We start from the raw sequence: 22,540 nt of genomic DNA on the forward strand, positions 1-22,540 counted from the left end.
GTACACTATTTTATATTTTATTCAAATTTCCACATTTAGGAATAATTAGTGATTATAAATGTATTTTTTTAAAAAGTGTCAAGGTTATCTACGCAGGGATGCCATCATACTATGGCACGAATTCATGAGTACTATCTATTACCAAATTATTTTCAATCCATAGTTTTTATATTCAACTAAATCTGAATCTTTAGAAACCAAACAGATATTATTATTGATACACTGCCAAACTATGAGCCGATCAAATGGATCTTTATGTTTTAATACCGGTAGTTTATAAAATGAAGAAACATCGGCAGGTGTTACATTCATTATTTCTAAACCAGCCATTTCAGCATATAAAGGTAATTCTTCAGGGAAAATACCTTTTAATGATAATTTCCCGACATTATATTTTAAAGAAATTTCCCAAAAACTTATTAAACTTACTAAAACAGTATTTTCGGGATTTGAAATAATTGAAACAGCATTTTTTGATAACAATTCATCGTTAAATAATGTCCACAAAAAAACATGGGTATCAAGCAGGTAATTCATAAATTCAATAATTCTTCATCAGTAGTTTTGAAATCACCATGAATTTTAAAAGAAGCTTTATTTTTTAAAATACCTAATTTTCTATGTTTAGCTTTATTATATTTTGAATACGGAACTATAACAGCAATTTTTTCTTTCTTTTTCCCATAAGAGATAGTAATCTCCTCACCCTTTCTAATGAAATCAAGCACATGGGAGAATTTTGACTTTAATTCACCAACCTGAAATACTTTCATAGTTAACAAGATACTATAAACTTGTCAAGTTGTCAACTTTATTATTGCAATGATTAAAAATCAATTGCTTGACTTTTGTCCACCAGTACTTGTAGATTAAACTATTTCATATCTGTGAACATGTAATTCTATATTAATTATATTATGAAAGAAAAAATAATAATACACAACCTGCACAAATCATTTGGACAGCAGGTTATATTTTCAGGTCTCAGTTTAACGGTGTATGAAGGTGAGATACTGTGTATCATTGGTAAAAGCGGAAGTGGAAAATCGGTGTTGCTGAAACATTGTATTGGCATAATTAAACCTGATAGTGGCATCATTAGTGTAGACGGGCAACCACTTACTTATAATGATGACTCCGCCATTTTAAAAAAATTTGGTGTTCTTTTTCAGGGTGGTGCGCTTTTTGATTCAATGAATGTGTACGATAATATCGCTTTTCCACTCAGAAGACAGGGCGTCAGTGAAGAGGTTATTGCTCACAAAGTTCCTGAATTACTTGCACACGTTGGACTAAAGGGCATTGAGGCAAAAAGCCCTTCAGAGCTTTCAGGTGGTATTCAGAAGCGGGTTGCACTTGCCAGAGCTATCGCCAAAAACCCTGAAATAATGCTGTATGATGAACCTACAACTGGTGTTGACCCAATCACTGCAGGGTCCGTTGACCGCCTCATTGTTTATATGCGCAACACCTTTGGCATGACATCGGTGGTGGTAACACACGACATGCGTTCAGCATTCAGGATTGCTGACCGTATTGCCATGCTTCATAATGGCACAATACTTTTTGAGGGCACACCACAACAGTTGCAAGAATGTCAGGATACAGTGGTGCAACAGTTCATTGCGGGGAAGGCTTCAGCGTGAAATTATCCATTCAGTTTATTTTTGATTCGTGTCTGGTACTCAATGATCTCGTTTTTCAATATCTCCAGATCCCTTATCCTATCGTCAACTCTCTGTACATGCGAATCAAGAATTTCAAGAAGGCGTCTTAGCACGATATCATTGGTTTTGTGAATCTGCCATATTGATTCAAGTTCATGCATTTCTGAAAGCGTTAAACCCAAAATCTTCAGGCGCTTGATGAGTTTCAAGCGCCTGACATCATCATCGGTATAAATACGCCTTCCGTTTTCAATACGCTTCACTGAGTTGAGCAAACCCAATTCCTCATAATAGCGGATGGTGCGCGTGCTCATCTCCAAAAGCTTTGCTAATTCGCCTATGGAATATGTTGTTATCTTTTCTTCTATCACCTGTACCTTTATTACTGTTTTTGAATTGCTTCAAATACTGAAGCTGCTTTTCCATATTTCTGGGCAAACATGTCTCTGAGCTTATATTTCTGGATCTTGCCGCTTGCAGTCATGGGGAACGTATCCACAAATTCCCAGTATTTAGGAATCTTATGACGGGCAATTTTTCCTGTGCAAAACTGCACCAATTCTTCAGCAGTTGCGGTTTGCCCATCTTTAAGCTGTATTACTGCAAGCACCTGTTCGCCGTATTTTTCGTCAGGAATACCTACTACCTGTACATCCTTTACCTTTGGATTAGTCAACAAAAATTCTTCAATTTCACGGGGATAGATATTTTCGCCACCACGAATAATCATGTCTTTGATGCGTCCGGTAACCTTAAAATAGCCATTTTCATCCACCGAACCAAGATCGCCAGTATGTAGCCAGCCATCGTTATCAATAGCATTAGCTGTGGCTTCAGGCATTTTATAATAGCCTTTCATGACACATGCACTTCGGGTAACTATCTCACCTTGTGTATTTGGTGGTAAATCTTCACCTGTTTCAGGATCAACTATCTTACCTTCAATACCCGGAAGCAGGCGGCCAACGGTTGACACGCGCAAATCAACAGGATCATCACGACGCGTCATGGTCATTACTGGTGAGCATTCGGTTTGCCCAAAAGCAATTACAACTTCAGGACAATGCATCAGAGTACGTACCTGATTCATTGTTTCAACCGGGCATGGGGCTCCTGCCATAATACCGGTTCTGAGTGATGACATATTATATTTGGCAAAATCAGGATGATTGAGCATTGCAATAAACATTGTGGGAACACCATTAATAGCAGTACACTTTTCATTCTGCACTGCCTGCAACGATTTTAATGGATCAAAGTATTCCATGACCACCATTGTTGAACCATGGGTTACACAGTTTAACGTACTCATAACACAACCAAAGCAATGGAACAATGGGACATGGATAAGCAGCTTATCATTAGAAGTCATACCCATGACATCGCCTACCATGATGCCATTGTTAACAATATTATAATGAGTTAGCATAACCCCTTTGGGAAATCCTGTTGTACCGGATGTGTACTGCATATTAATAACATCATGAATATTGCATTCTTTAATACGTTTATCAAGTTCGGCATCACTCAAAGAACTTCCCATAAGAACTATATCATCAAACGTAAACATGCCTGGCAACGAATCTCTCTTTCCAATAAAAACAATATTTTTCAGCATTGGAAGATTTGGTGCATTAATATTACCCGGTTGGGTTTCATCTAAATTGGGAATAATTTCACGTATAATCTGATAATAATTGCTATCGCGGTATCCTTCAATCATGAACAACGTGGTGGAATCCGATTGTTTCAGCAGATATTCCAGCTCATGGGATTTATAATTGGTATTGACCGTAACCAGCACACTCCCAATCATACCCAGCGAAAACTGAAGATATACCCATTCAGGCACATTGGTTGCCCACAGGGAAACATGGTCACCTTTCTGTATTCCAAGTGCAATTAACCCCTTTGCAACTTCCCTGCATTTTTGATAAAACTGGGCATACGTCATGCGTATGCCAAACTCAGGGCATACCAGTGCTTCATTGTCAGGGTATTTTTCCACTGTATCATGAAGCGCCTGCCACATGGTTAATTCTTTAAAAGCTCCCATACCGATCTCTCCTTTCTTATATAAAGAATTATATTTTAATATAAATATACTATAATACCCATAATGAATCCAGTTAACGTAAACTGTAAAACCACTATATTATATGTCAACATTTTATCATAAAAATTTATCATTTGCTGAAAATTAACTCATTTTAATATACTTCTTAAATTCCTTCAAAATGAGAGTACTACCAATTCCACCGACGTCATTTATTCAATATCATGATTTAAAGTACAATTATAGGATACTTGTTTTTTTGTCAATAATTAATTGGATGTCCAACCATATTTTGAGTTAAATTAAAATTAATATTTATATCTTTACAAAATCTCATCAAATTATACTATGCGATAGTAACTATACTACATACTACATTTACTTTAAAATACTCATTCCGGGGGTTTATGTATGGATTACAAACACCTTACTGCACCATGTGGCCTTGATTGTTTTAACTGCCCTATGTACTTAGCAGGAAGCGATGATAACCTGCGAAAAAAAGTTGCACAATCACTAAACATTAGCTTTGAAAAAGCGGTATGCAAAGGATGCCGCAATGAACATGGAAAGATTGAATTTTTACATATGCAAAAAACCTGCAGCGTATATGCCTGTACTCAGGCCAAAGGGATTGATTTTTGTTATGAATGCGCTGATTTTCCCTGTGACAACCTCCATCCATATGCCGACAGAGCATCACAGGTTCCCCATAATACAAAAGTTTTTAATTTATGCCTGATTAAGAAAATGGGACTTGAAACGTGGGCAACTGAAAAAGCACAGAGCGTTAAGAAGACATATTTCAGCGGTAAATTTAAACTTACCGATTAGTCTGCAAAATTTACCTGCATCACCCCTTGCGCTTTTAGTAGCTTTTCAATATGTTTTCGGAGCACAGCATCCGTAATGGGTTCAACCTCAGAAACAATATTATCTTCATCTTTTTTTAAAGCATACTGCTGCACAAACCCTGCAACCGTTGCAAACATGCACCCTCCAACACCACAGCAGCTTTTGTTGGTCACTGAATATCCAATAAAATACAGCACATCCCTTTCATCTATCTGCAAGTGTTTTTCTTCAGTATATGCATATATACCAGCTATTGATTCTACTTCTTTCCCTAAACGAGGATGAGTAAAATATACACCCATAGTTACCTGCAACAGTTTCCACCTTCCAGAGTACAAAGATTTGTATGTTCTATCTGCACGGTGGTGTGGGTAATGCCAAATTTTTCTTCAAGCATACCATTTATTGCTTTAATAACGGAATCTGTATTCAGGGAACTATCGCCACCGCTGATACACACATGGCAAGATAAAAATACTTCATTTGAGTCAACTGACCAGATATGGAGTCCATGCACTGTATCAACATGAGGTATAGCCAGTATGGAATTATACACTTCATCAAAATCAAGACGAGCAGGCACACCCTGCAGAAATATTCTAAAAGAGCTTTTGATAATATCAAGTGAGCTTGCCACAATCATAAAAGCTATTGCCACACTTACCACTAAATCAAGCATAACCCAGTTACTGTTAACAAGCAGCACAAAACCCACAATAATAACACCAACCGAGGATACTGCATCATATAAAAGATGCAAAAATGCAGCCTTCAGATTGAGATTTTCATCCCTGCTTTTGTATAACAGCAGCATTGAAATAACATTACCTGCAAGGCCAATAAACGCAACTGGAAGCATAATAACAGGATTTACCGGCTGTACAGTTATATAACGCTGGATTGCTTCATAAATAATGTAACCACCTATGACAAGGAGTGTCATGGCATTGACAAGCGCTATGAGTACCTCAAAGCGTTTGAGCCCAAAGGAATATTTCTTTCCAGGTTTTTGTTGTGACACCTTTTGACCAGCATATCCTAAAATAAGCGAAGCAACATCGGAAAGATTATGCCCTGCATCCGAGATTAACGCAAGGCTTCCCGACACTATGCCACCTATATATTCTGCAACTGTTATAATGACGTTGAGTGTTACAACCAGAACAAATCGCCCGGTAGAACTGATTTCATGTGTGTGCGAATGAGTATGTTCGTGATGGTCTTCCATGTGTTTTTCCTGTTATAGAAGTAATTAGTATATTATAGTATATGATATTGAGTATTCAATAAAATTTAACAAGAATTTTTTTGACAATATTCTGCTTTGGTTTGATTATTTTGATTATTCTATGACAGCAATAATTCCTTAAAAAATTTCATAATGAATATAGTGTACACGGAGCCGTGTCAAAACAAACCGTGTGGATAGCAATGACGCGGATGAAATGTCATTGCGAGCGTAGCGAAGCAATCTCAATGCCGCACAAGATAAGATTGCTTCGTCACTTCGTTCCTCGCAATGACAGGAAGGCAAAGTAATTGAAATAAGGTGTCTTTTGGGACACCCCCTGTACACAATTTTATATTTTTATTCAAATTTCCACATTTAGGAATAATTAGTGATTCTATGATAGTATTGTCATTATTTATAGATTGTATGTATGTAAAAGCCTATTACCGGAACTATCGCCCTTAAATTAATAATATATTTTCAACAAAAATTAACCGATAGTATAAACAGTACATAAACTGGTATGAAGGATAGTCCTATGAAAAAAATTGTTTGGATAATCTGCATTATAAGCTTAGCGTTATATACCACCTTTACATCTGCACAGCAGAAAGCGCCCCAGAACACACAACCACAGAGTAAATCTATTGCCGATGGCTATGGAAATGTAAAATGGGGCAGTACCTATAATGATGTCAAGCCCAATGTTGTAGGAAGAATAGCCTTTACCGATGAAAAGCGAATTATTGTGTCAAAAGACCAGGAATTAGAATACCGCTATGGCTTTTTTTATCCTGAAATAAATCAGGAAGCAAACCAGCAGCCAAAATTGTTTTATGTGGTTATTCAGTTTCCGTATATTTCATTAGATGATATGAAAAAGAAGATGGAAGAAAAATATGGTCCGCCAACCGGTGAATCAATTAAAAATAATCAGGGTGCCTATATCTGGGAATCGGAATCAACATCTATTATTGTGTGGGTCGATAGTTATGAGAAAAAGCCTTTCTGCCGCAAGATAACGTACTTAAGCAAGGTAATGGCAAAAGATATCAATGCATATCACAACCTTGTTTTCAGTAAAAAAGAGCAGGAAATACTCAAACAACTTCAACCTTAAATACGGTAGTAGCTACATCTTCCATATCATCACCGGAATCAATGCTATGCCTTCATCCAGTGCGGTAAGTGCTTTTGCAAACACCGTGCCCACTTTATCAAACGAATCAATAGTGGCAGCCATACCACATCCGGGTGTATCTGATGTCACTAAAAGATCACCTGGTTTAACTGGCTTTTGGCGCGCATCCACCTTGCATAACACTGATCCTGTTAATACTACCGGATACAGCTTTGTCTGTGCTGCTGCATTGTTTATAACCATAACCGGATTGCCTGCAACAACGCCAATAACACCTTTATTATAAGCAGTGCGCGATCGTGAAAGAACAGCGTTACCCTGAGTGCTTACAACAAGCACATCACCAGGTGAAATAAATTCCTGCTCATCGGTTTCAAACATCTCAACGATATTGGCGTGGTACTCTTGTGTATGGGTATCCAGCACAATTTTGCCTTTGAAACAGGATTCACCGTTAACCAAGAGTGCTTTGCCCTGACCAGTTAAATGCACTGTATCATCATAGTGGGCGATAGCTCCAAAGCCATCAGCCACAAGCGACCAGTTATGCTCACTTGCAAACACACCGCCTGCTCCAAACCGCGATATACCCAGTACTCCACATCCCTGAGTCTTCCCGGAATTTCCCTGCGATTGTCCACGTACACCACACATTGGCGCATGTCCTAACACACCGTATGACTTTACCTTTGAATCAGTTGAAGGATGAGCAATGCCTGCAACACCAATGGTATTGCCTGTGTTTGCGATGTTTTTACCATACAATACTGCACTGTCGCTGGTTGGTGGTGTTATATCGTTAAATTCCCCTGTTTTTTCCTGGGTTATGGCGATAGTTCCTGTATGACTATCAAAAGAATGAACCATTGGCGCATAATCATGCGTATGTGGTAATGGTTCGCGTTTATCACTGAGCCGTGGGTCATCCGACTGAACTACATGGTTTTTACGGGTTTCACCATGTTTTGCCAGTGTTACAATTCCAGGCGTTTCCTCTGTGGCTTCTTTTAGCCTGCGGTCATTGCCCTGCACCACCACACCTGATGCATCTTCGCCATCTTCAGCTAACTCCACTATCCCCTTGCTGTGCGTGGTAGCTTCTTTAAGCCTGCGGTCATTGCCCTGCACCACCACACCTGATGCATCCTCACCGTCTTCAGCTAACTCCACTATCCCCTTGCTGTGCGTGGTAGCTTCTTTAAGCCTGCGGTCATTACCCTGCACTACCACATTTGGTGCATCTTCACCGTCTTCGGCTAATTCCACTATCCCCTTGCTGTGCGTGGTAGCTTCTTTAAGCCTGCGGTCATTGCCCTGCACTACTACATTTGGTGCATCTTCACCGTCTTCAGCTAATTCTACAATTCCTTTGCTTTTAGTTGTTGCTTCTTTTAGCCTTCTATCATTGCCCTGTACTACCACACCTGATGCATCTTCACCGTCTTCGGCTAATTCCACTATCCCCTTGCTGTGCGTGGTTGCATCTTTTAACCTGCGGTCATTGCCCTGCACTACCACACCTGATGCATCTTCACCGTCTTCAGCTAACTCCACTATCCCCTTGCTGTGCGTGGTTGCATCTTTAAGCCTGCGGTCATTGCCCTGCACCACCACACCTGGTGCGTCTTCGCCATCTTCAGCTAATTCTACAATTCCTTTGCTTTTAGTTGTTGCTTCTTTTAGCCTTCTATCATTGCCCTGTACTACCACATTTGGTGCATCTTCACCGTCTTCGGCTAATTCCACGATTCCTTTGCTTTTAGTTGTTGCTTCTTTTAGCCTTCTATCATTGCCCTGTACTACCACACCTGATGCATCTTCACCGTCTTCAGCTAACTCCACTATCCCCTTGCTGTGCGTGGTTGCATCTTTAAGCCTGCGGTCATTGCCCTGTACTACCACACCTGGTGCGTCTTCGCCATCTTCAGCCAGCTCTACAATTCCCTTTGACACAATGGTTGCATCCTTCAATCGCCTGTCATTGCCCTGTACAACACAAAATTCACTATCCTCACCATTTTCAGCCAATCGGACTATACCATGTTCTTTTGTAGTAGCTTTTTGCAATCTGCTGTCATCACCACGCACAACTGCATTATTTATATACTGGCCATTGGGGCATAATTTAACTATTCCAAACGTTGTATCGGTTGCTTCTTTTATCCTTGAATCAGTTGATTGTACTACAGCACCTTCGGCTACTTCCCTGTCATAAGCCAGCCGGACAATACCAGGTTTTAGTTCAGTTGCAAGTGCTAATCGTGAATCGGATGCCTGAACAGCCAATCCTGCTTCGTTTGAACCATCATCAGCCAGTTGCACTATACCTTTAAATATGGTACTGGCATCCCGTAACCGGGTATCACTTGCCTGGACAACGGCACCTGGTGTAGTATCTCCATCAGCTGCCAGTTTTACAATGCCAGGTTGAAAAACGGTTGCATACTGTACTGCGGCATTGACATGAAAATGTCTCAAAGCAGGTAATGCAGCATGAGCAAAAATGCCTGCTATCTGCGCACAATATTTCTGCTTTTCGGTTTGTACTGTCGTAACGTTAAAACGTATATACCGGGCATTAAACTGATATCCACCAAAAATATATGATCCACCTGGTTGGGCTTTAAACCGTTTTATATCTGCAAGGGTTGTCCATATTTTTTTATCTTCAGTTATTTCTATGGAAAACTGCTCCGGGAAAAGGGCAGGATTTTGTGGGGCAACAATTCCAATATTTGTCAGCGGAAATATCATCCCACAATCCACTTCAATCCACTGACGTGATGCACTACTGGTGATCTCCGACTCCCAGTATTTCTGGTTATCAACTTCCATTACATTGGAAGGATCATGCTCATATGAAGAACTTGAACTGGCAGTAATTGAAACAGCACCCTGAATACCTGCCTGTATCTTTCCAATTTCAGCAAAGTATTTTGCTGCTATACGTTTTGGTTTTACTATGTATAGTTTTAAATACTGAAATACTGTTATGGGCAATACTAGCCTGTAAGCATCTTCATCAAGTGTAAATCTATTCTCTGTTTTTATAACTTCCCAGCTAATACCGTCCAGGCTGCATTCTAACCGGAATTCTGAAGGAAATGTTGTCTTCCCTGATGGTGAAGGAAAGATTTCGACAATATTAACAGCAACTATCGCACCATAATCTATAATAATATATTCACTGACAGCATTATGGCTTTTTGCAGTACACCAGAATGATTCATCATTATTTAAAACATTTTTTGCCTCATTTGTTTCAAAACTACTGGATACGGCATGAATTTTTCCTGGATACCGTACGGGAGAAAGTATATTAATTGTATTCATTATGTTCTCCTTTTGCCTGGAATAATATTATTATATCATCTTAATAGAATTTTTACCATCATCTCAAATATTAGCATTGTCATTTCAATTTTCGCTACTGTTAATTCCAGCATTACTTCTGTCATTTCGAGCGCAGCAAGAAATCTTTACTAACAGTTTAAGATTTCTCCTCACTTCGTTCGTCGAAATGATAGTATAGGCTCTGCTTGTTAAAATGACATATAACAAGATTGCGTATCAAAACGCATTGCATGCAATTTTTTATACAATATTTTTGCATTAAATATTTACATTTGCTTGATTTTTTATCAATTACAATTTAATGGGTATACAGTATTTTAACCTTTAATTATTGCTTTTCTATACATACATTGTAACTATCGTAAAATTTGATGTAAAAAGCACAATGTGCTAACTAATTATAAAATTTCAATGAAAATTTACCACTTTTCATAATTACTATGTAAAGGTTTACGTATTATGTCAACACCCATAGTTGAAGAAAAAACACCAAAGGGCTACACGTTGAAAATAAATATTACAAAAAAACAGTATATAGCATTCAATCCAAAAGGGGAAATTATCTATTCCGATGATAATAAAACAAAACCTTTCCATATAATGAAAACAATTGTTTTCATAGGCCTTAAATCTGAAACCTCATCCAGAAATTACCCTTATCAGTTATTAAAAATTCAAAATAATACTTTAACTGTCCCCTACGATACGGGTGATGGTAAACGACAATACCTTTTCTTCCCCTCTGATACCTTCCTTGATATGGTACCCTGTATGACGGAATTTTTTAATGATACAGCTTCATTTGTTAGCTATGTAAAAAAAGGCAATGTCCCTGATTATATCATTGTCAATAGCACATTCAGTAATAACGATATTACGTTTATCTCATCCCTGTCTCCTTCATCTCATATAGAGATAGTTAACACAACTTCTACTGTCACGATTGATGACACCAAACGTGCCACTGACCAGATGAATAACTTTGATATTAATTTGCTCTCACAGAATCCAGTATTTCTGGCACGAATTCACCTGCGTAATCTTGATTTAGTCCGTGTAAAACAAATCATACTTGATATGGACATTACAGAATCGGATGCACAATATATCATTGCATTTCTTTCTACAATGATTAAAAATTCAGATAAAGAAGAACTTCAGAAACATATTGAAAAACTTAAAGAATTAAAAAAAACATATGAATTTTATTTTTATCTGATAACACATAATGATGAAAAAATACAGGAATTCATAACACAGGCCAGTAAAAATGACCTGGTAACATTCAATACTTTAATACAAAAGGCCAAATTGCTTTTCCCTACAAAGGAAGCTAATTTACGATTTGTTGAATATGAAAACCTGATCTGGGAAAAACAGCAATGAAGCATTATAACAAACTACCTGTTGTGCTTTTACTGGTAATTGCGGTATATACGTTTGTTTATGGTCAGTTGCCCATAGAAGTTTATTTTACCACGCCTGAAAAAGAAGAACATCAAACTGCTATTCAGAGAGCACTATTACAGAAAATAAATACTGCCAAAACATCTATCTATGCTGCCCTTTTTGAAATCACTGATCCCATAATTGTTGATGCATTATGCAAAGCTAAATTAAATGGTGTGGATGTCAAACTAGTACTTGAATCTGAAAGATTATTACAAAATATAAAATCACAATTTGAAACATATCATATACCCATAAGACTGGATGGGCGAAAAGAGTTCATGCACAATAAATTTTTTATCTTTGACAATAAAGCAGTGTGGACCGGATCATATAACATTACCGAACGTGAAGCAAAATGTAATAACAATAATGCTCTCTATATTGAAAATGAAGAGATAGCATCTATATATTTAGCAGAATTCAATGAGATGTTTGAACAAGCTATATTTGGCAATCGCACTGAATACACCCCTTTCCCTTTTCTATCAAATAAATATTATGTCAAACCCAATGATATAGACATCAATGTATATTTTTCACCTGATGATGATGTTGAACGCATCATTACAAAGCGGGTAGAAAAAGCAAAAAAATCCATTTTATTTTTGGCTTTTTCATTTACCAGTGATGCAATTGGCGAAGCCATTATTGCCAAACATAAACAGGGGATTACAGTTAAAGGTGTTTTTGAAAAACGGGATATTAAAAATGTTAACAGTGAATATATTAAGATGAAAGTTGAAGGGCTTGATGTCCTCTATGATGCCAATCCCCATACGATGCACCATAAGGTAATCATTATTGACGATGAATGGGTTATTACCGGGTCGTATAACTTTTCAAAAAATGCTAAAAAAAGAAATGATGAAAATTGCATCATGATCAGATCACCTGAAATAGCAAAAATGTACACACAGGAATTTGAAAAAATTTACTCACTGGCGTATAGAGCTAAAACCAAAAAAATGAAGTAATAAAAAAAAATACTTTACATATAGATACTCATACTATTTTTTATCATTATATTAGACTATATTATCATAATACAATACAAGAATATGAAAATTAAAAGCGCTCTGATTAACCGGTTTGTTGAGCTTATCGAAGAAAACCATCAAGTCATTACCGAACAGTTTATGAATAATCTTTTGCGCAATCCCGATACCATTGCCTTCAGGAAGTTAGATAGGCAACTCATTTACGAATTTGCCGACAACCTGTATCGTGAGCTATCAAAATGGATAGCCAAAGATTATCCCAAAGAAGAAATTGTTCGCTTTTACAGAAGAGTTGGGCACGAGCGTTTTGAACAGGGGATTCCTGTTTCCCAGGCATGCAAAGCATTAATTTTACAAAAAAGACATCTGTGGCTCTTTGTACTGGATAAATTATATGATGACACCACCGCCTATAAAGAAGCACTGGCATTAAACAACCGTGTTGTACTGTATTTTGACCGTGCAACGTTTGCCATGCTTCAAGGTTATGAAGATATGCTTTACAGAAAATTATAATTCTACCTTCTGGCCTTTTAAAAACCTTTTATATACAGTTGCAGATTCTTCAGGTTTTTCAATCATTGGAAGATGACCACATTCTTTAAATATCACCAGTTGCGCATTACGTATTTTTTCTTTAAAGACATACGCACCTGATACATCCAGTACTCTGTCATTTTCACCCCACAGTATTAAAGTTGGTGCATGTATGTTACCCAGATATTTTTCAAGCAGTGTAACATCGTGAATCTGCTTAAAAATATACTGGAAATGGGCTTTCTTTGCAACTGCTTGTGTGGCAAAGTACTGTTTTGCAAAACCTGGCAACCATATTGGCTTAAAGAAAACAAATTCCATAAGACCATCATAACTTTTCACATCCTCAACGATAAGAGGGTTGTTCCCTTTTTTCAGTTCTTTTGTTAATTCACTTTCATTGGGGCTTTTTACACCAGCTGCTGCAAACAGTGCTACTGTTTTGACATCATCAGGATAGGTTACTGCATAGTAGCCCGCAATATAGCCACCCATCGAATTGCCAACAATGTGGAACTTCTGCAATTTCAACGTATGTGCAAATTCGTGGACTCTTTCTACCTGTTTTGCTATTGAATAGTCAGCCCCTTCTTTAAAAGTACTATCGCCAAAGCCCGGAAGGTCAAGCGCCACAACCCTGTATGCATCCGTCATATACCGTGCAAACCGCGTCCAGTGATCCATAGTGCCACCAAAACCATGAATGCAAAGGACTATGTCACCCTTGCCACCCTCAAGATAATGGACTGTGTGGCCATCAATAATAACTGTTTTTTCATCTAAATCAGCCTTAGAGCGTTCAAACCATCGGAAAAAGTTAAGCAGCGATGAAGAACAGGAAACATAAACAAAAAGTGATGCAATAACTACTACAATACTTTTCTTATACATAGTGAACCTCCAGAAACTATATTTATGAGCACCTCTGCCAAAAAAATTGCAAAGCTGCTTTTTTTACCCCAACTTTTCCCTGCTTGCTACAAGCTTCCCAAGCACTTCTTCAAGTTCTGCTTTTTTATTCTGTTCTTTTTCAATAATATGCGATGGTGCTTTCATTAGAAATGTGCTGTCATTTAATTTTTTCAGCACCTTGTCAAGCTCACTCTGTATACGTACAATTTCCTTGTCAAGGCGTGCTCTTTCTTTATCTATGTCAATCAAATCCTTAAGTGGCATATATATCTCACATTCCGGAAGCACCGCTGATGCATCTGTTTTCTGCGGAGTATACGCAGCATTGTATTCAACAGCGTCAAGCTTTGCTAAAATTTTCAGGTTATTCTCCTGCTCACAAATAAACTGTTCAATTTTTTTCCCTGCCTTGATAACAACATGAGCCTTTTTATCAGGGGGTACATTCATTTCACCGCGAATATTTCTAATTTTATATACTATCTCCTTAAACAATTCAGCATTACCAAACTCTTGTTCAAAATTAAAACGTTCATCATACTGTGGCCATGGTGCCACCACAATGCGCCCCTGTCCACGTGTAATGTTACTCCATATCTCCTCGGTAATAAACGGCATAAACGGGTGCAGCAATTTAAGGTATTCATGGAGCACAAAATACAGTACCTGTTTGGCGATAGTTCCTGTTGAAGAATCCCCCGTATAAATGCGTGGCTTTGTAAGCTCAATATACCAGTCGCAGAATTCATGCCACCAGAAATCATACAGCGTTTGTGCTGCATCGTTAAACCGATACTCAACAAGCGCCTGAGTTGTCTTCTTCACCGTTTGGTTGAATGCATGCAGTATCCATTTATCAAACAACTCCAGTGAATTAATGTCAATGGCTTTGGGCTTGAAATCATTGCCCAAATTCATCAGAATAAAACGGGTACTATTCCATATCTTGTTGCAGAATGCACTGTAGCCTTCAATGCGCTTTTCAGATAGTATTATATCCCTTCCCTGCGCAGCAAATATAGCTAAGGTAAATCTGAATGCATCGGTGCCATATTTATCCATCATAATGAGTGGATCTATAACATTTCCGCGCGACTTACTCATCTTCTGACCATGCTCATCTCGTACCAGTGCATGAATATATACATCGCGAAAAGGAACATCATTCATAAATTTGCAGCCCATCATGATCATGCGGGCCACCCAGAAGAAAATAATATCAAACCCTGTTACCAGCACACTGGTGGGATAAAATTTTTCCAGTGACTTTGTCTTTTGCGGCCAGCCAAATGTTGAAAATGGCCACAATGCAGAAGAAAACCACGTATCAAGTACGTCCGGATCCTGTTCTAAATTTTTGGAATTGCACATGCTACACACGGTTGGATCTTCTAACTCAACCATGATATGGCCACAGTCCTTACAGTAAAACGCAGGTATGCGGTGTCCCCACCACAATTGCCGTGATATACACCAGTCCTTAATGTTATACATCCACTCAAAGTATATCTTTGTCCATTGCTGTGGAACAAATCGTATTTTGCCTTCTTCAACAACCCTGATTGCTTCCTGTGCCAGCGGATGAATCTTTACAAACCACTGCTTGGACAAATACGGCTCAATGACGGTGTGGCATCTATAGCAATGGCCAACGGCATGGTTATGCTCTTCTATCTTTTCTAAAAGGCCTTGAGCTTGTAAATCTTCTAATACCTTTTCGCGAGCCTTGTAGCGGTCAAGGCCTTTATATATTCCACCATTATCGTTTACAATTGCATTCTTATCAAAGATATTTATCTCTTCAAGGTTATGACGCTTTCCCATCTCAAAGTCATTGGGATCATGGGCTGGTGTTACCTTAACAAGCCCTGTACCAAATGCAGGATCAACAAACTCATCAGCAATTATGGGGATAATCCTGTTCATAAGTGGTAGTACTACGTTTTTCCCAATCAGGTGGGCATAGCGGCTATCATTGGGGTTTACCGCAACAGCGGTATCACCTAACATGGTTTCAGGGCGTGTTGTTGCCACCGTAATATGCCCCTTGCCATCTTCATAGGGATAGTGGATATAATATAACTTGCCTGCCAGGTCCTTATATTCAGTTTCAATGTCCGACAAAGCAGTTTCGCAGCGGGGACACCAGTTTATAATCCGGTATCCCTGATAAATAAGTCCTTCTTTATATAATGTCACAAACACAGTACGCACAGCATGCGATAAGCCTTCGTCCAGGGTAAAGCGTTCACGCACCCAGTCAAGCGAACACCCCAAACGCTTAAGCTGCTCTTTAATCTGCCCTCCTGAATGTTCCTTCCAGTCCCATACGCGTTTTATAAACTCTTCTCTTCCCAAATCATATTTTGACTTACCTTCTTTAAGAAGCAGTCGTTCCACAACATTCTGTGTGGCAATCCCAGCATGATCCATGCCAGGCATCCAGCATGTTGCCTTCCCATTCATTCTCTGCCATCGGATAAGGATATCCTGCAATGTATTATTGAGAGCATGCCCCATATGCAAATTGCCAGTAACATTGGGTGGTGGTATAACAATTGAATATGCTTCACGCGGGTCATTTTCATCACCATGAAATAGTCCTTCCTTTTCCCAGATTGCATACCATTTTGATTCGGCAATTTTTGGATCGTATGATGCTGACAATTCCATATTCTACCACCTGTTGTTGGAAATATTCCGTGTAACAATAATAGCTATGTTAATTAGTGATTACGATATATAGTGTCAATGAATTTTTTTAAAGAATAAATACCCCAAAAGGCTACTGCATTATCCATATTTCCATTCCAAAAATATCAATGCCTTGAAAAAGTCTTTTTTTGAAAGTAGCTTTCAAAAAGGCCTTTATCAATTGCTAACAATCGGTCGCGGATATCAAGAAGGCTTTTTTGATCGTACTGTTGAAACTCAAAGTAATCTAACATCCATAAATATCGGTTTATAAGGCGCGGTACAATATTTGATTGTGCTATTTTTTCTTTATCCAGCGTCTGAAAACTTGCCTCTAATTTTACAATATCCTTTTTTATAGTTTCAAGCTGTGATGAATTGAGCTGTCGCTTAACATAAAAAATATCATGAATATGCGCCATAACCGGAACCCACTCGCGCACATCAACGCATTCAGGTTTATGCTGCTTAACCAATTCTAAAGCTTCAATAATAGGTTTTGCCGATAGTAACTGGATATCAATCTCGGATGGATTAAGTAAAAACGCTTCCCTGAAATAAAGCAATGCCCGGGGAATATCTCCGGTATGATAATAACTTTCAGCTAAAAGCGATAATATACATGCGTTACTCCGGTAGGCACTGCGAGCATACTCTAGTGCTTCAATTGTATGCTGATACTCACCCAGTCTGATAAAGCATGTACCCAGTTGCATAAGAAGCTGAAGGTTATCAGTTGGATTTTCTCTGTCATTGAATGCAATGGTATAATGCTCTGATGCAGTAAAAAAGACAAACCGCATTGCCTTTTGATATGCAGTTGAAGATACAAGCCCTTTTTTTTGTGCAAAATTTTCAAACTCTTCCCATTGTGTCATAAGAAAATCCGCAGTTTCCTTGCCCTTTGCAAGCTCTCCCATTGCTTTTTTTCTTGAATCCCAGAAGCGTGCAACTCTGTAGCTTTCAGCCAACCCCGGATAATCAGGGTTAATGGTCATAAGATCATCTATCTTTTTAACTGCCTGTGTGAAATCACCCGACTCAATAAATACATATGCCTCATTAATACCTTGAAGCAAGGGATCATCAAAAAAAGTTAATTGTCCGTTTTTATCCATAATTAAATTTCAGTAACTGCACACAATTTTTTTATATTGGAATTATGAGTGAAAACAATCACCTGCCTGTTACCAGCCCACTGCTGTAATGTTTTAATAAACTCACCCATTGTTTCTTCATCCATAAGCACAAATGGATCGTCAATAATTAACGGCAAATGAATGTTTGGCAATTCCTGCTGGAGTAATTCATACAGAGCAAAGATTGTAGCAACATATATACTGTATTTTAATGAAGCATTGGGTGTATTAACTGAATTAGTTATTATTTTCTTTATATATTCTTCATCAATTTTTCCAAACCTATTTTGGGTAAATTCCTGTAGCATTATCGTAACTTTACTTGCTAATATATCACATCTATCCTTATAATAACGCCGCATCGCTGTATCAAATGAAGTTATAATGATATTAATAAGACGATCTTTTTCATGTATAGTTTTCAGCTCTTTTTCCAGATCAGCTATCTCCTGTAATATACCATTCTTTTCATCGTCAAAATCAATAATCTCCTCAGGTATAGTATCAAGCTTATTCTGCAATGAAACCAGTAAAGCCTTTTTTTCATCCAGTTCATTCTGCATACTCATTTTTATTGACATGCTATGCTCTGCAGATTCTATTGCCATTCCAATATCTTCTTGCAGAGTATGAAGTTGTTCATTCAACATCTTTAAATTGCTTTCAAGCTTTCTTTTTTCCTCTTCAAGTATATCAATTGATGTACTCTCATCAATTTCTTTCTGTATTGTCAAAAGGTCTATCTGCTTTTCATTATATTCATTATATTCTTCAAAATATTGTAATAAAAATTCATAAATTTCATCAATGGTTATCCCATCAAGTGATATGCCATTCTGATTCAGTAATGTCTCTAATTTAATCTGATATGTTTCTTTTTGTTGCTGTAATGGTAAGACTATTTTTTTAAACGAATGCATCATGACATAAATAAGGTAATACCCTATACTTGATATCTGAATCAAAATTAATAAACTTACCATCAACCAGCGATGCACCGAAGTAATTCCAAAAATTGGTTTTAAAAATACAAATAGCACCCCTAACGCAAGTAAAATATTAATTATTAACAGGTTACGTGCTAGCGCATGATTTTTGCTTTCCTGCCCAAAAATAACAGTTTCTATCTCCTCAGAAATTGCCTGTATCTGCCGGTATATGTTTTGCATTGTATGTATATTGTTCCTCTTTTCCGAGGAAAAGTCTTTAAACTGGGGATATTTGGTAGCTATCAGTTTTGTATATTTTTCTATAGTTTCTATCTTTTCTTCAAGCGCTTTTATCTGGTCATTAACATCCTCTATTTGCTTTTTAACATTATCTATAGCAACCAGTGTATCCATATACCTATTACAGGAGTCTATCTTTTTCTGGAGTTCATTAATTTCACTGGTATATGACGCAATTTTTTCATTAACTTCCTGTATTTCTGCACGATGTTTATTTTGTTTCTGTTCCTTAAGTTGTAGTAAATCAAGTTTTGTTTTGCAATGTTTTATTTTGTTCTGAATCTCTGCCAGCACATGAGCATAATTGCCTGTTTTGTTTAACGTATCAGTAAACAACCTGGAAAACGCACAGTAATATAACGACCTATCCAACAAAAGAATTGATTTTATGCTGTCAGAAAAATCTTTACTGTAATATTGTGTATCAAGCGGTGAAGGAATATACGAAACAATTGAAAATGCATCTTTATTAAAAAGTCCGTGCAACGTATGAATACAGTGAACGGACAAGCTCCACTGACTTACAGTCAAAGGGAAAGTATCTTCTTTAAGACTGCTGCCATTGAAAGCAAATTCAAATATTTTTAATTCCTTATTGCCTTTTCTCTGAATATCAAGTTTTGTTTGGCTGCATTCAAGCGTAAATGTGGCAAACATTGTATCCCATGCATCGTTATCAATTAATGATGGATTTTCAGGATACAATGTATCAATAAAGCTTTTTGAAATGAGTGTTTTGCCGGAATTATTTTTGCCAAAAATAAAATGAATCCCATCATTAAAATCTGTTTGTTTGCTTTCTGCAAATCCAATTTTTGATACTATACTCCGTACTAACTTCACAGATCACCTTTATAAGTTGAACAGATATTTTCAATATCATTGATAATGTCCAGCATTATATCTCCAGCAACATTGTCAAAATTCTTCTGCAATTCAGTAAAAAAATAGCCTTTGAGTGTTTTCTCATCTTTATACATAGCACATATAAATTCACCCGATAGCTTTGAATTGTCCTTAATCATTACACCAGCACATCTGTTACATATAGCCAATATTTGATTACTGTCAAATGAGCGGACTCCTTCCAGTATACAGTGTAACACAATAGAAGGTTTGTTATACGGCTTTAGCAGGTTTTGCAACTCATCATTTGAATGGATGCTATCGCACTGTACAGTCAGCGATTCAATCCGTAATGAATTTACTGTGATACGTTTTATCTGATGAATTTCATTATTCATGACAGTAATTGAAAGGACATATCTATCACCCGTTTCCTCAAGTGTTACTGCCTCAGGACTTCCGGGATATGCTCCAATAATTTTATTCTTATACTTATACATTGAAAAATTATGGTGATGCCCCAGTGCATAAAAGTCTAAGGGCATTGATTTTAACAGTTTAACTGAAATCACATGGGAATCACCAGTAGTATGATTATTTTCTTCAAGGTCAATATGGAAAACACCAATATGGAAACCTTCCCTGCTTGCCTTTGTAACACTTGCAATGTCATTATTCCCTCCATAACAATACACTATCTCCTTATCAAGAACAAGATCACAGTAATTGTTGGAGCTACCAAATAATGTAACCGTAGAAGGAATTTCACGTATTACATCTCTATTACTGCCATCCTCCAGCTCCGCTTCGCCGGGAATGTATATAATTTTTACGCCTTCCTGTACTAATGACTGCAACAGGTCTTTTATGGAACTATAATAGGGATTTTGTGCGATAGTTCCTTCAAATAGATCCCCAGCAATAATAAAAATTGAATGCTGCTTAGCAATCATACAGATCTTCTGGAACGTGGCAAATCTGACACTATCATCAATATAGGGCAGTGCCGTATCTGAACCAAAGTGTATGTCAGACATCAACAAAATTGAAATCATTGTTTATATTTCACTTTCACGCACTTACTTATTTTTAAGTTATTATTGCTTCAAAATATTTTATTATCAACTATTTGCATACCACCACAATAAGCAGCAGAGTATACATTACATAATTTTTTAAAAAAATTCTGAATTATACTTGCAAATAACGACACTTTGGTCAAACATAATTTAAAAAAATGATTGTATAAATACTATTTATTGTGATTATTGGTAAAAGTGCTGTAGCCCTCTTTATATAAGGGGATTGACAATAATATAAAAATTAAAACTGAAAGCATAGTAATAAAGCAATCAGCATACTGTAACAGTGGTGCATTATTACCACAGAAATAATATTAAAATCTTATAGCAAGGGAAAATGCAAGGAATTAATTCAACGCCAACTGTAATGGAAATCTCAACCAATTTGCCACAGGAAAGAACAGGCATTGATAGAATAGTTGGCAACAATAAAACTATCATTTCTCTTAAAAACAAAATAAAGCAGATAGCTGGCTCAAAAGCTACAGTCATGATATTGGGCGAAAGCGGCACCGGCAAAGAACTTATTGCCCGTGCAATTCACGAGGAGAGTCAGAGAAAACATAATCAGTTTATACCTGTTGATTGCAGCACACTCACTGAAACCATCATAGAATCGGAACTGTTTGGCCATATTAAGGGAGCATTTACCGGCGCTGATAAAAATAAAAAAGGACTGTTTGAGGAAGCCAATGGTGGTACTATATTTCTTGATGAAATTGGTAACCTTAAACCACAAATACAGAGCAAGCTCTTACGTTTCTTACAGGAACGTGAAATCAAACCGGTAGGATCAAGTAAAATAGTAAAAGTTGACGTACGGATTATCAGTGCAACGAACATCAATGTGGATGAAGAAATTGCGCAGGGGAATTTCAGAGAAGACTTATACTACCGCCTCTCTGCAATTGAGCTTCATATACCACCATTACGTGAACGCCGTGATGACATACCAGTGCTTGCTGAGCACTTCATACATATGTATACGCATGACCTCCAAAAAACTATTATCGGTATACGTGATGATGCATTGGAGCTGCTTTCCAATAGAGAATGGAAAGGCAACGTCCGTGAATTACAAAATGTAATCGAACATGCAATGATTGTTGAGGACGATACCATACTATCAAAAGACACATTTATGCAAATTTTACCTGAATATAAAGAAGGTATATCACAGGAACTATCGCCCCTTAACCTTTTTAAAGCTTTAGAAGATTTTGAAAAAAAACATATTCTTTATGTGCTTTCACTTGCGCATAATAATAAATCAAAAGCAGCCAAGATGTTAGGAATCAGCAGAAGTGTATTGTATGAAAAACTAAAAAAATACGGGATACACTAAAA

Annotated in this window: 19 protein-coding genes; 7 read left to right on the top strand and 12 right to left on the bottom strand. The window is 37.3% G+C overall.

Translation table 11 applies throughout. The features are described 5' to 3' along the window. Positions 1-138 precede the first annotated feature (138 nt). A complete protein-coding gene (locus AB1444_11755; protein ID MEW6527324.1) occupies positions 139-537 on the bottom strand; it encodes a type II toxin-antitoxin system VapC family toxin in 399 nt (132 codons plus the stop codon). Further along, complete coding sequence (locus AB1444_11760; GenBank protein ID MEW6527325.1) at positions 534-773, bottom strand: type II toxin-antitoxin system Phd/YefM family antitoxin; 240 nt, start codon at positions 771-773, stop codon at positions 534-536. The genes AB1444_11755 and AB1444_11760 overlap by 4 nt, the downstream gene beginning before the upstream one ends. Positions 774-917: 144 nt before the next feature. Here AB1444_11760 and AB1444_11765 point away from each other — a divergent pair, with 144 nt between their 5' ends. Next, positions 918-1,646 (top strand): ATP-binding cassette domain-containing protein, encoded by a 729-nt coding sequence (locus tag AB1444_11765; protein ID MEW6527326.1) that lies wholly within the window; start codon positions 918-920, stop codon positions 1,644-1,646. A 2-nt stretch (positions 1,647-1,648) separates the two neighbouring features. On the opposite strand, the gene AB1444_11770 is transcribed toward AB1444_11765, so the two are convergent. Next, complete coding sequence (locus AB1444_11770; protein MEW6527327.1) at positions 1,649-2,038, bottom strand: MerR family transcriptional regulator; 390 nt, start codon at positions 2,036-2,038, stop codon at positions 1,649-1,651. 11 nt (positions 2,039-2,049) lie between these two features. Continuing rightward, a complete protein-coding gene (locus AB1444_11775; GenBank protein MEW6527328.1) occupies positions 2,050-3,723 on the bottom strand; it encodes an AMP-binding protein in 1,674 nt (557 codons plus the stop codon). A gap of 411 nt (positions 3,724-4,134) precedes the next feature. Between AB1444_11775 and AB1444_11780 the strand changes: the two genes are divergently transcribed. Beyond that, positions 4,135-4,557, top strand: coding sequence for a DUF3795 domain-containing protein (locus AB1444_11780; protein MEW6527329.1), 423 nt, complete (start codon positions 4,135-4,137; stop codon positions 4,555-4,557). Here AB1444_11780 and AB1444_11785 read toward each other — a convergent pair. Together AB1444_11785 and AB1444_11790 are read right to left on the bottom strand one after the other, a co-directional pair. Further along, positions 4,554-4,880 (bottom strand): hypothetical protein, encoded by a 327-nt coding sequence (locus tag AB1444_11785; GenBank protein ID MEW6527330.1) that lies wholly within the window; start codon positions 4,878-4,880, stop codon positions 4,554-4,556. The two genes, AB1444_11780 and AB1444_11785, sit on opposite strands and share 4 nt — an antisense overlap. 2 nt (positions 4,881-4,882) lie before the next feature. Further along, the gene (locus AB1444_11790) at positions 4,883-5,806 is read right to left on the bottom strand and encodes a cation diffusion facilitator family transporter (GenBank protein MEW6527331.1); all 924 of its coding nucleotides are present in this window, start codon (positions 5,804-5,806) and stop codon (positions 4,883-4,885) included. A 541-nt stretch (positions 5,807-6,347) separates the two neighbouring features. On the opposite strand from AB1444_11790, the gene AB1444_11795 reads away from it, so the two are divergent. Then, entirely contained in the window at positions 6,348-6,929 is a 582-nt protein-coding gene (locus tag AB1444_11795; GenBank protein MEW6527332.1) for a hypothetical protein, read from the top strand. 12 nt (positions 6,930-6,941) lie between these two features. On the opposite strand, the gene AB1444_11800 is transcribed toward AB1444_11795, so the two are convergent. Beyond that, positions 6,942-10,283, bottom strand: coding sequence for a discoidin domain-containing protein (locus AB1444_11800; GenBank protein MEW6527333.1), 3,342 nt, complete (start codon positions 10,281-10,283; stop codon positions 6,942-6,944). 480 nt (positions 10,284-10,763) lie between these two features. Here AB1444_11800 and AB1444_11805 point away from each other — a divergent pair, with 480 nt between their 5' ends. The 3 genes from AB1444_11805 to AB1444_11815 all read left to right on the top strand — a co-directional run bounded on the left by AB1444_11805 (position 10,764) and on the right by AB1444_11815 (position 13,270). Continuing rightward, positions 10,764-11,690, top strand: a complete 927-nt coding sequence (locus tag AB1444_11805) for a hypothetical protein (protein MEW6527334.1) — start codon at positions 10,764-10,766, stop codon at positions 11,688-11,690. Beyond that, positions 11,687-12,730 (top strand): phospholipase D-like domain-containing protein, encoded by a 1,044-nt coding sequence (locus AB1444_11810; GenBank protein MEW6527335.1) that lies wholly within the window; start codon positions 11,687-11,689, stop codon positions 12,728-12,730. Before AB1444_11805 ends, AB1444_11810 begins: the two co-directional genes overlap by 4 nt. Positions 12,731-12,814: 84 nt before the next feature. After that, complete coding sequence (locus AB1444_11815) at positions 12,815-13,270, top strand: hypothetical protein (GenBank protein ID MEW6527336.1); 456 nt, start codon at positions 12,815-12,817, stop codon at positions 13,268-13,270. Here AB1444_11815 and AB1444_11820 read toward each other — a convergent pair. The 5 genes from AB1444_11820 to AB1444_11840 all read right to left on the bottom strand — a co-directional run bounded on the left by AB1444_11820 (position 13,265) and on the right by AB1444_11840 (position 21,166). Further along, positions 13,265-14,182, bottom strand: coding sequence for an alpha/beta hydrolase (locus tag AB1444_11820; GenBank protein MEW6527337.1), 918 nt, complete (start codon positions 14,180-14,182; stop codon positions 13,265-13,267). The two genes, AB1444_11815 and AB1444_11820, sit on opposite strands and share 6 nt — an antisense overlap. A 63-nt stretch (positions 14,183-14,245) precedes the next feature. After that, positions 14,246-16,876 carry a valine--tRNA ligase gene (locus tag AB1444_11825; GenBank protein MEW6527338.1) on the bottom strand — a complete coding sequence of 877 codons (2,631 nt, stop codon included), beginning with the start codon at positions 16,874-16,876 and terminating at the stop codon, positions 14,246-14,248. Positions 16,877-17,022: 146 nt separating this feature from the next. Beyond that, the gene (locus tag AB1444_11830) at positions 17,023-18,015 is read right to left on the bottom strand and encodes a hypothetical protein (protein ID MEW6527339.1); all 993 of its coding nucleotides are present in this window, start codon (positions 18,013-18,015) and stop codon (positions 17,023-17,025) included. A gap of 2 nt (positions 18,016-18,017) precedes the next feature. Next, positions 18,018-20,108 carry a hypothetical protein gene (locus tag AB1444_11835; GenBank protein MEW6527340.1) on the bottom strand — a complete coding sequence of 697 codons (2,091 nt, stop codon included), beginning with the start codon at positions 20,106-20,108 and terminating at the stop codon, positions 18,018-18,020. Then, a complete protein-coding gene (locus AB1444_11840; protein MEW6527341.1) occupies positions 20,105-21,166 on the bottom strand; it encodes a metallophosphoesterase in 1,062 nt (353 codons plus the stop codon). Before AB1444_11840 ends, AB1444_11835 begins: the two co-directional genes overlap by 4 nt. A 364-nt stretch (positions 21,167-21,530) precedes the next feature. Here AB1444_11840 and AB1444_11845 point away from each other — a divergent pair, with 364 nt between their 5' ends. Beyond that, the gene (locus AB1444_11845) at positions 21,531-22,538 is read left to right on the top strand and encodes a sigma-54 dependent transcriptional regulator (protein ID MEW6527342.1); all 1,008 of its coding nucleotides are present in this window, start codon (positions 21,531-21,533) and stop codon (positions 22,536-22,538) included. The last annotated feature ends 2 nt before the right edge of the window (positions 22,539-22,540 follow it).

The sequence above is a fragment of the Spirochaetota bacterium genome (genome assembly GCA_040756435.1).
In the GTDB taxonomy this organism is placed as follows: Bacteria; Spirochaetota; UBA4802; order UBA4802; family UB4802; genus UBA4802.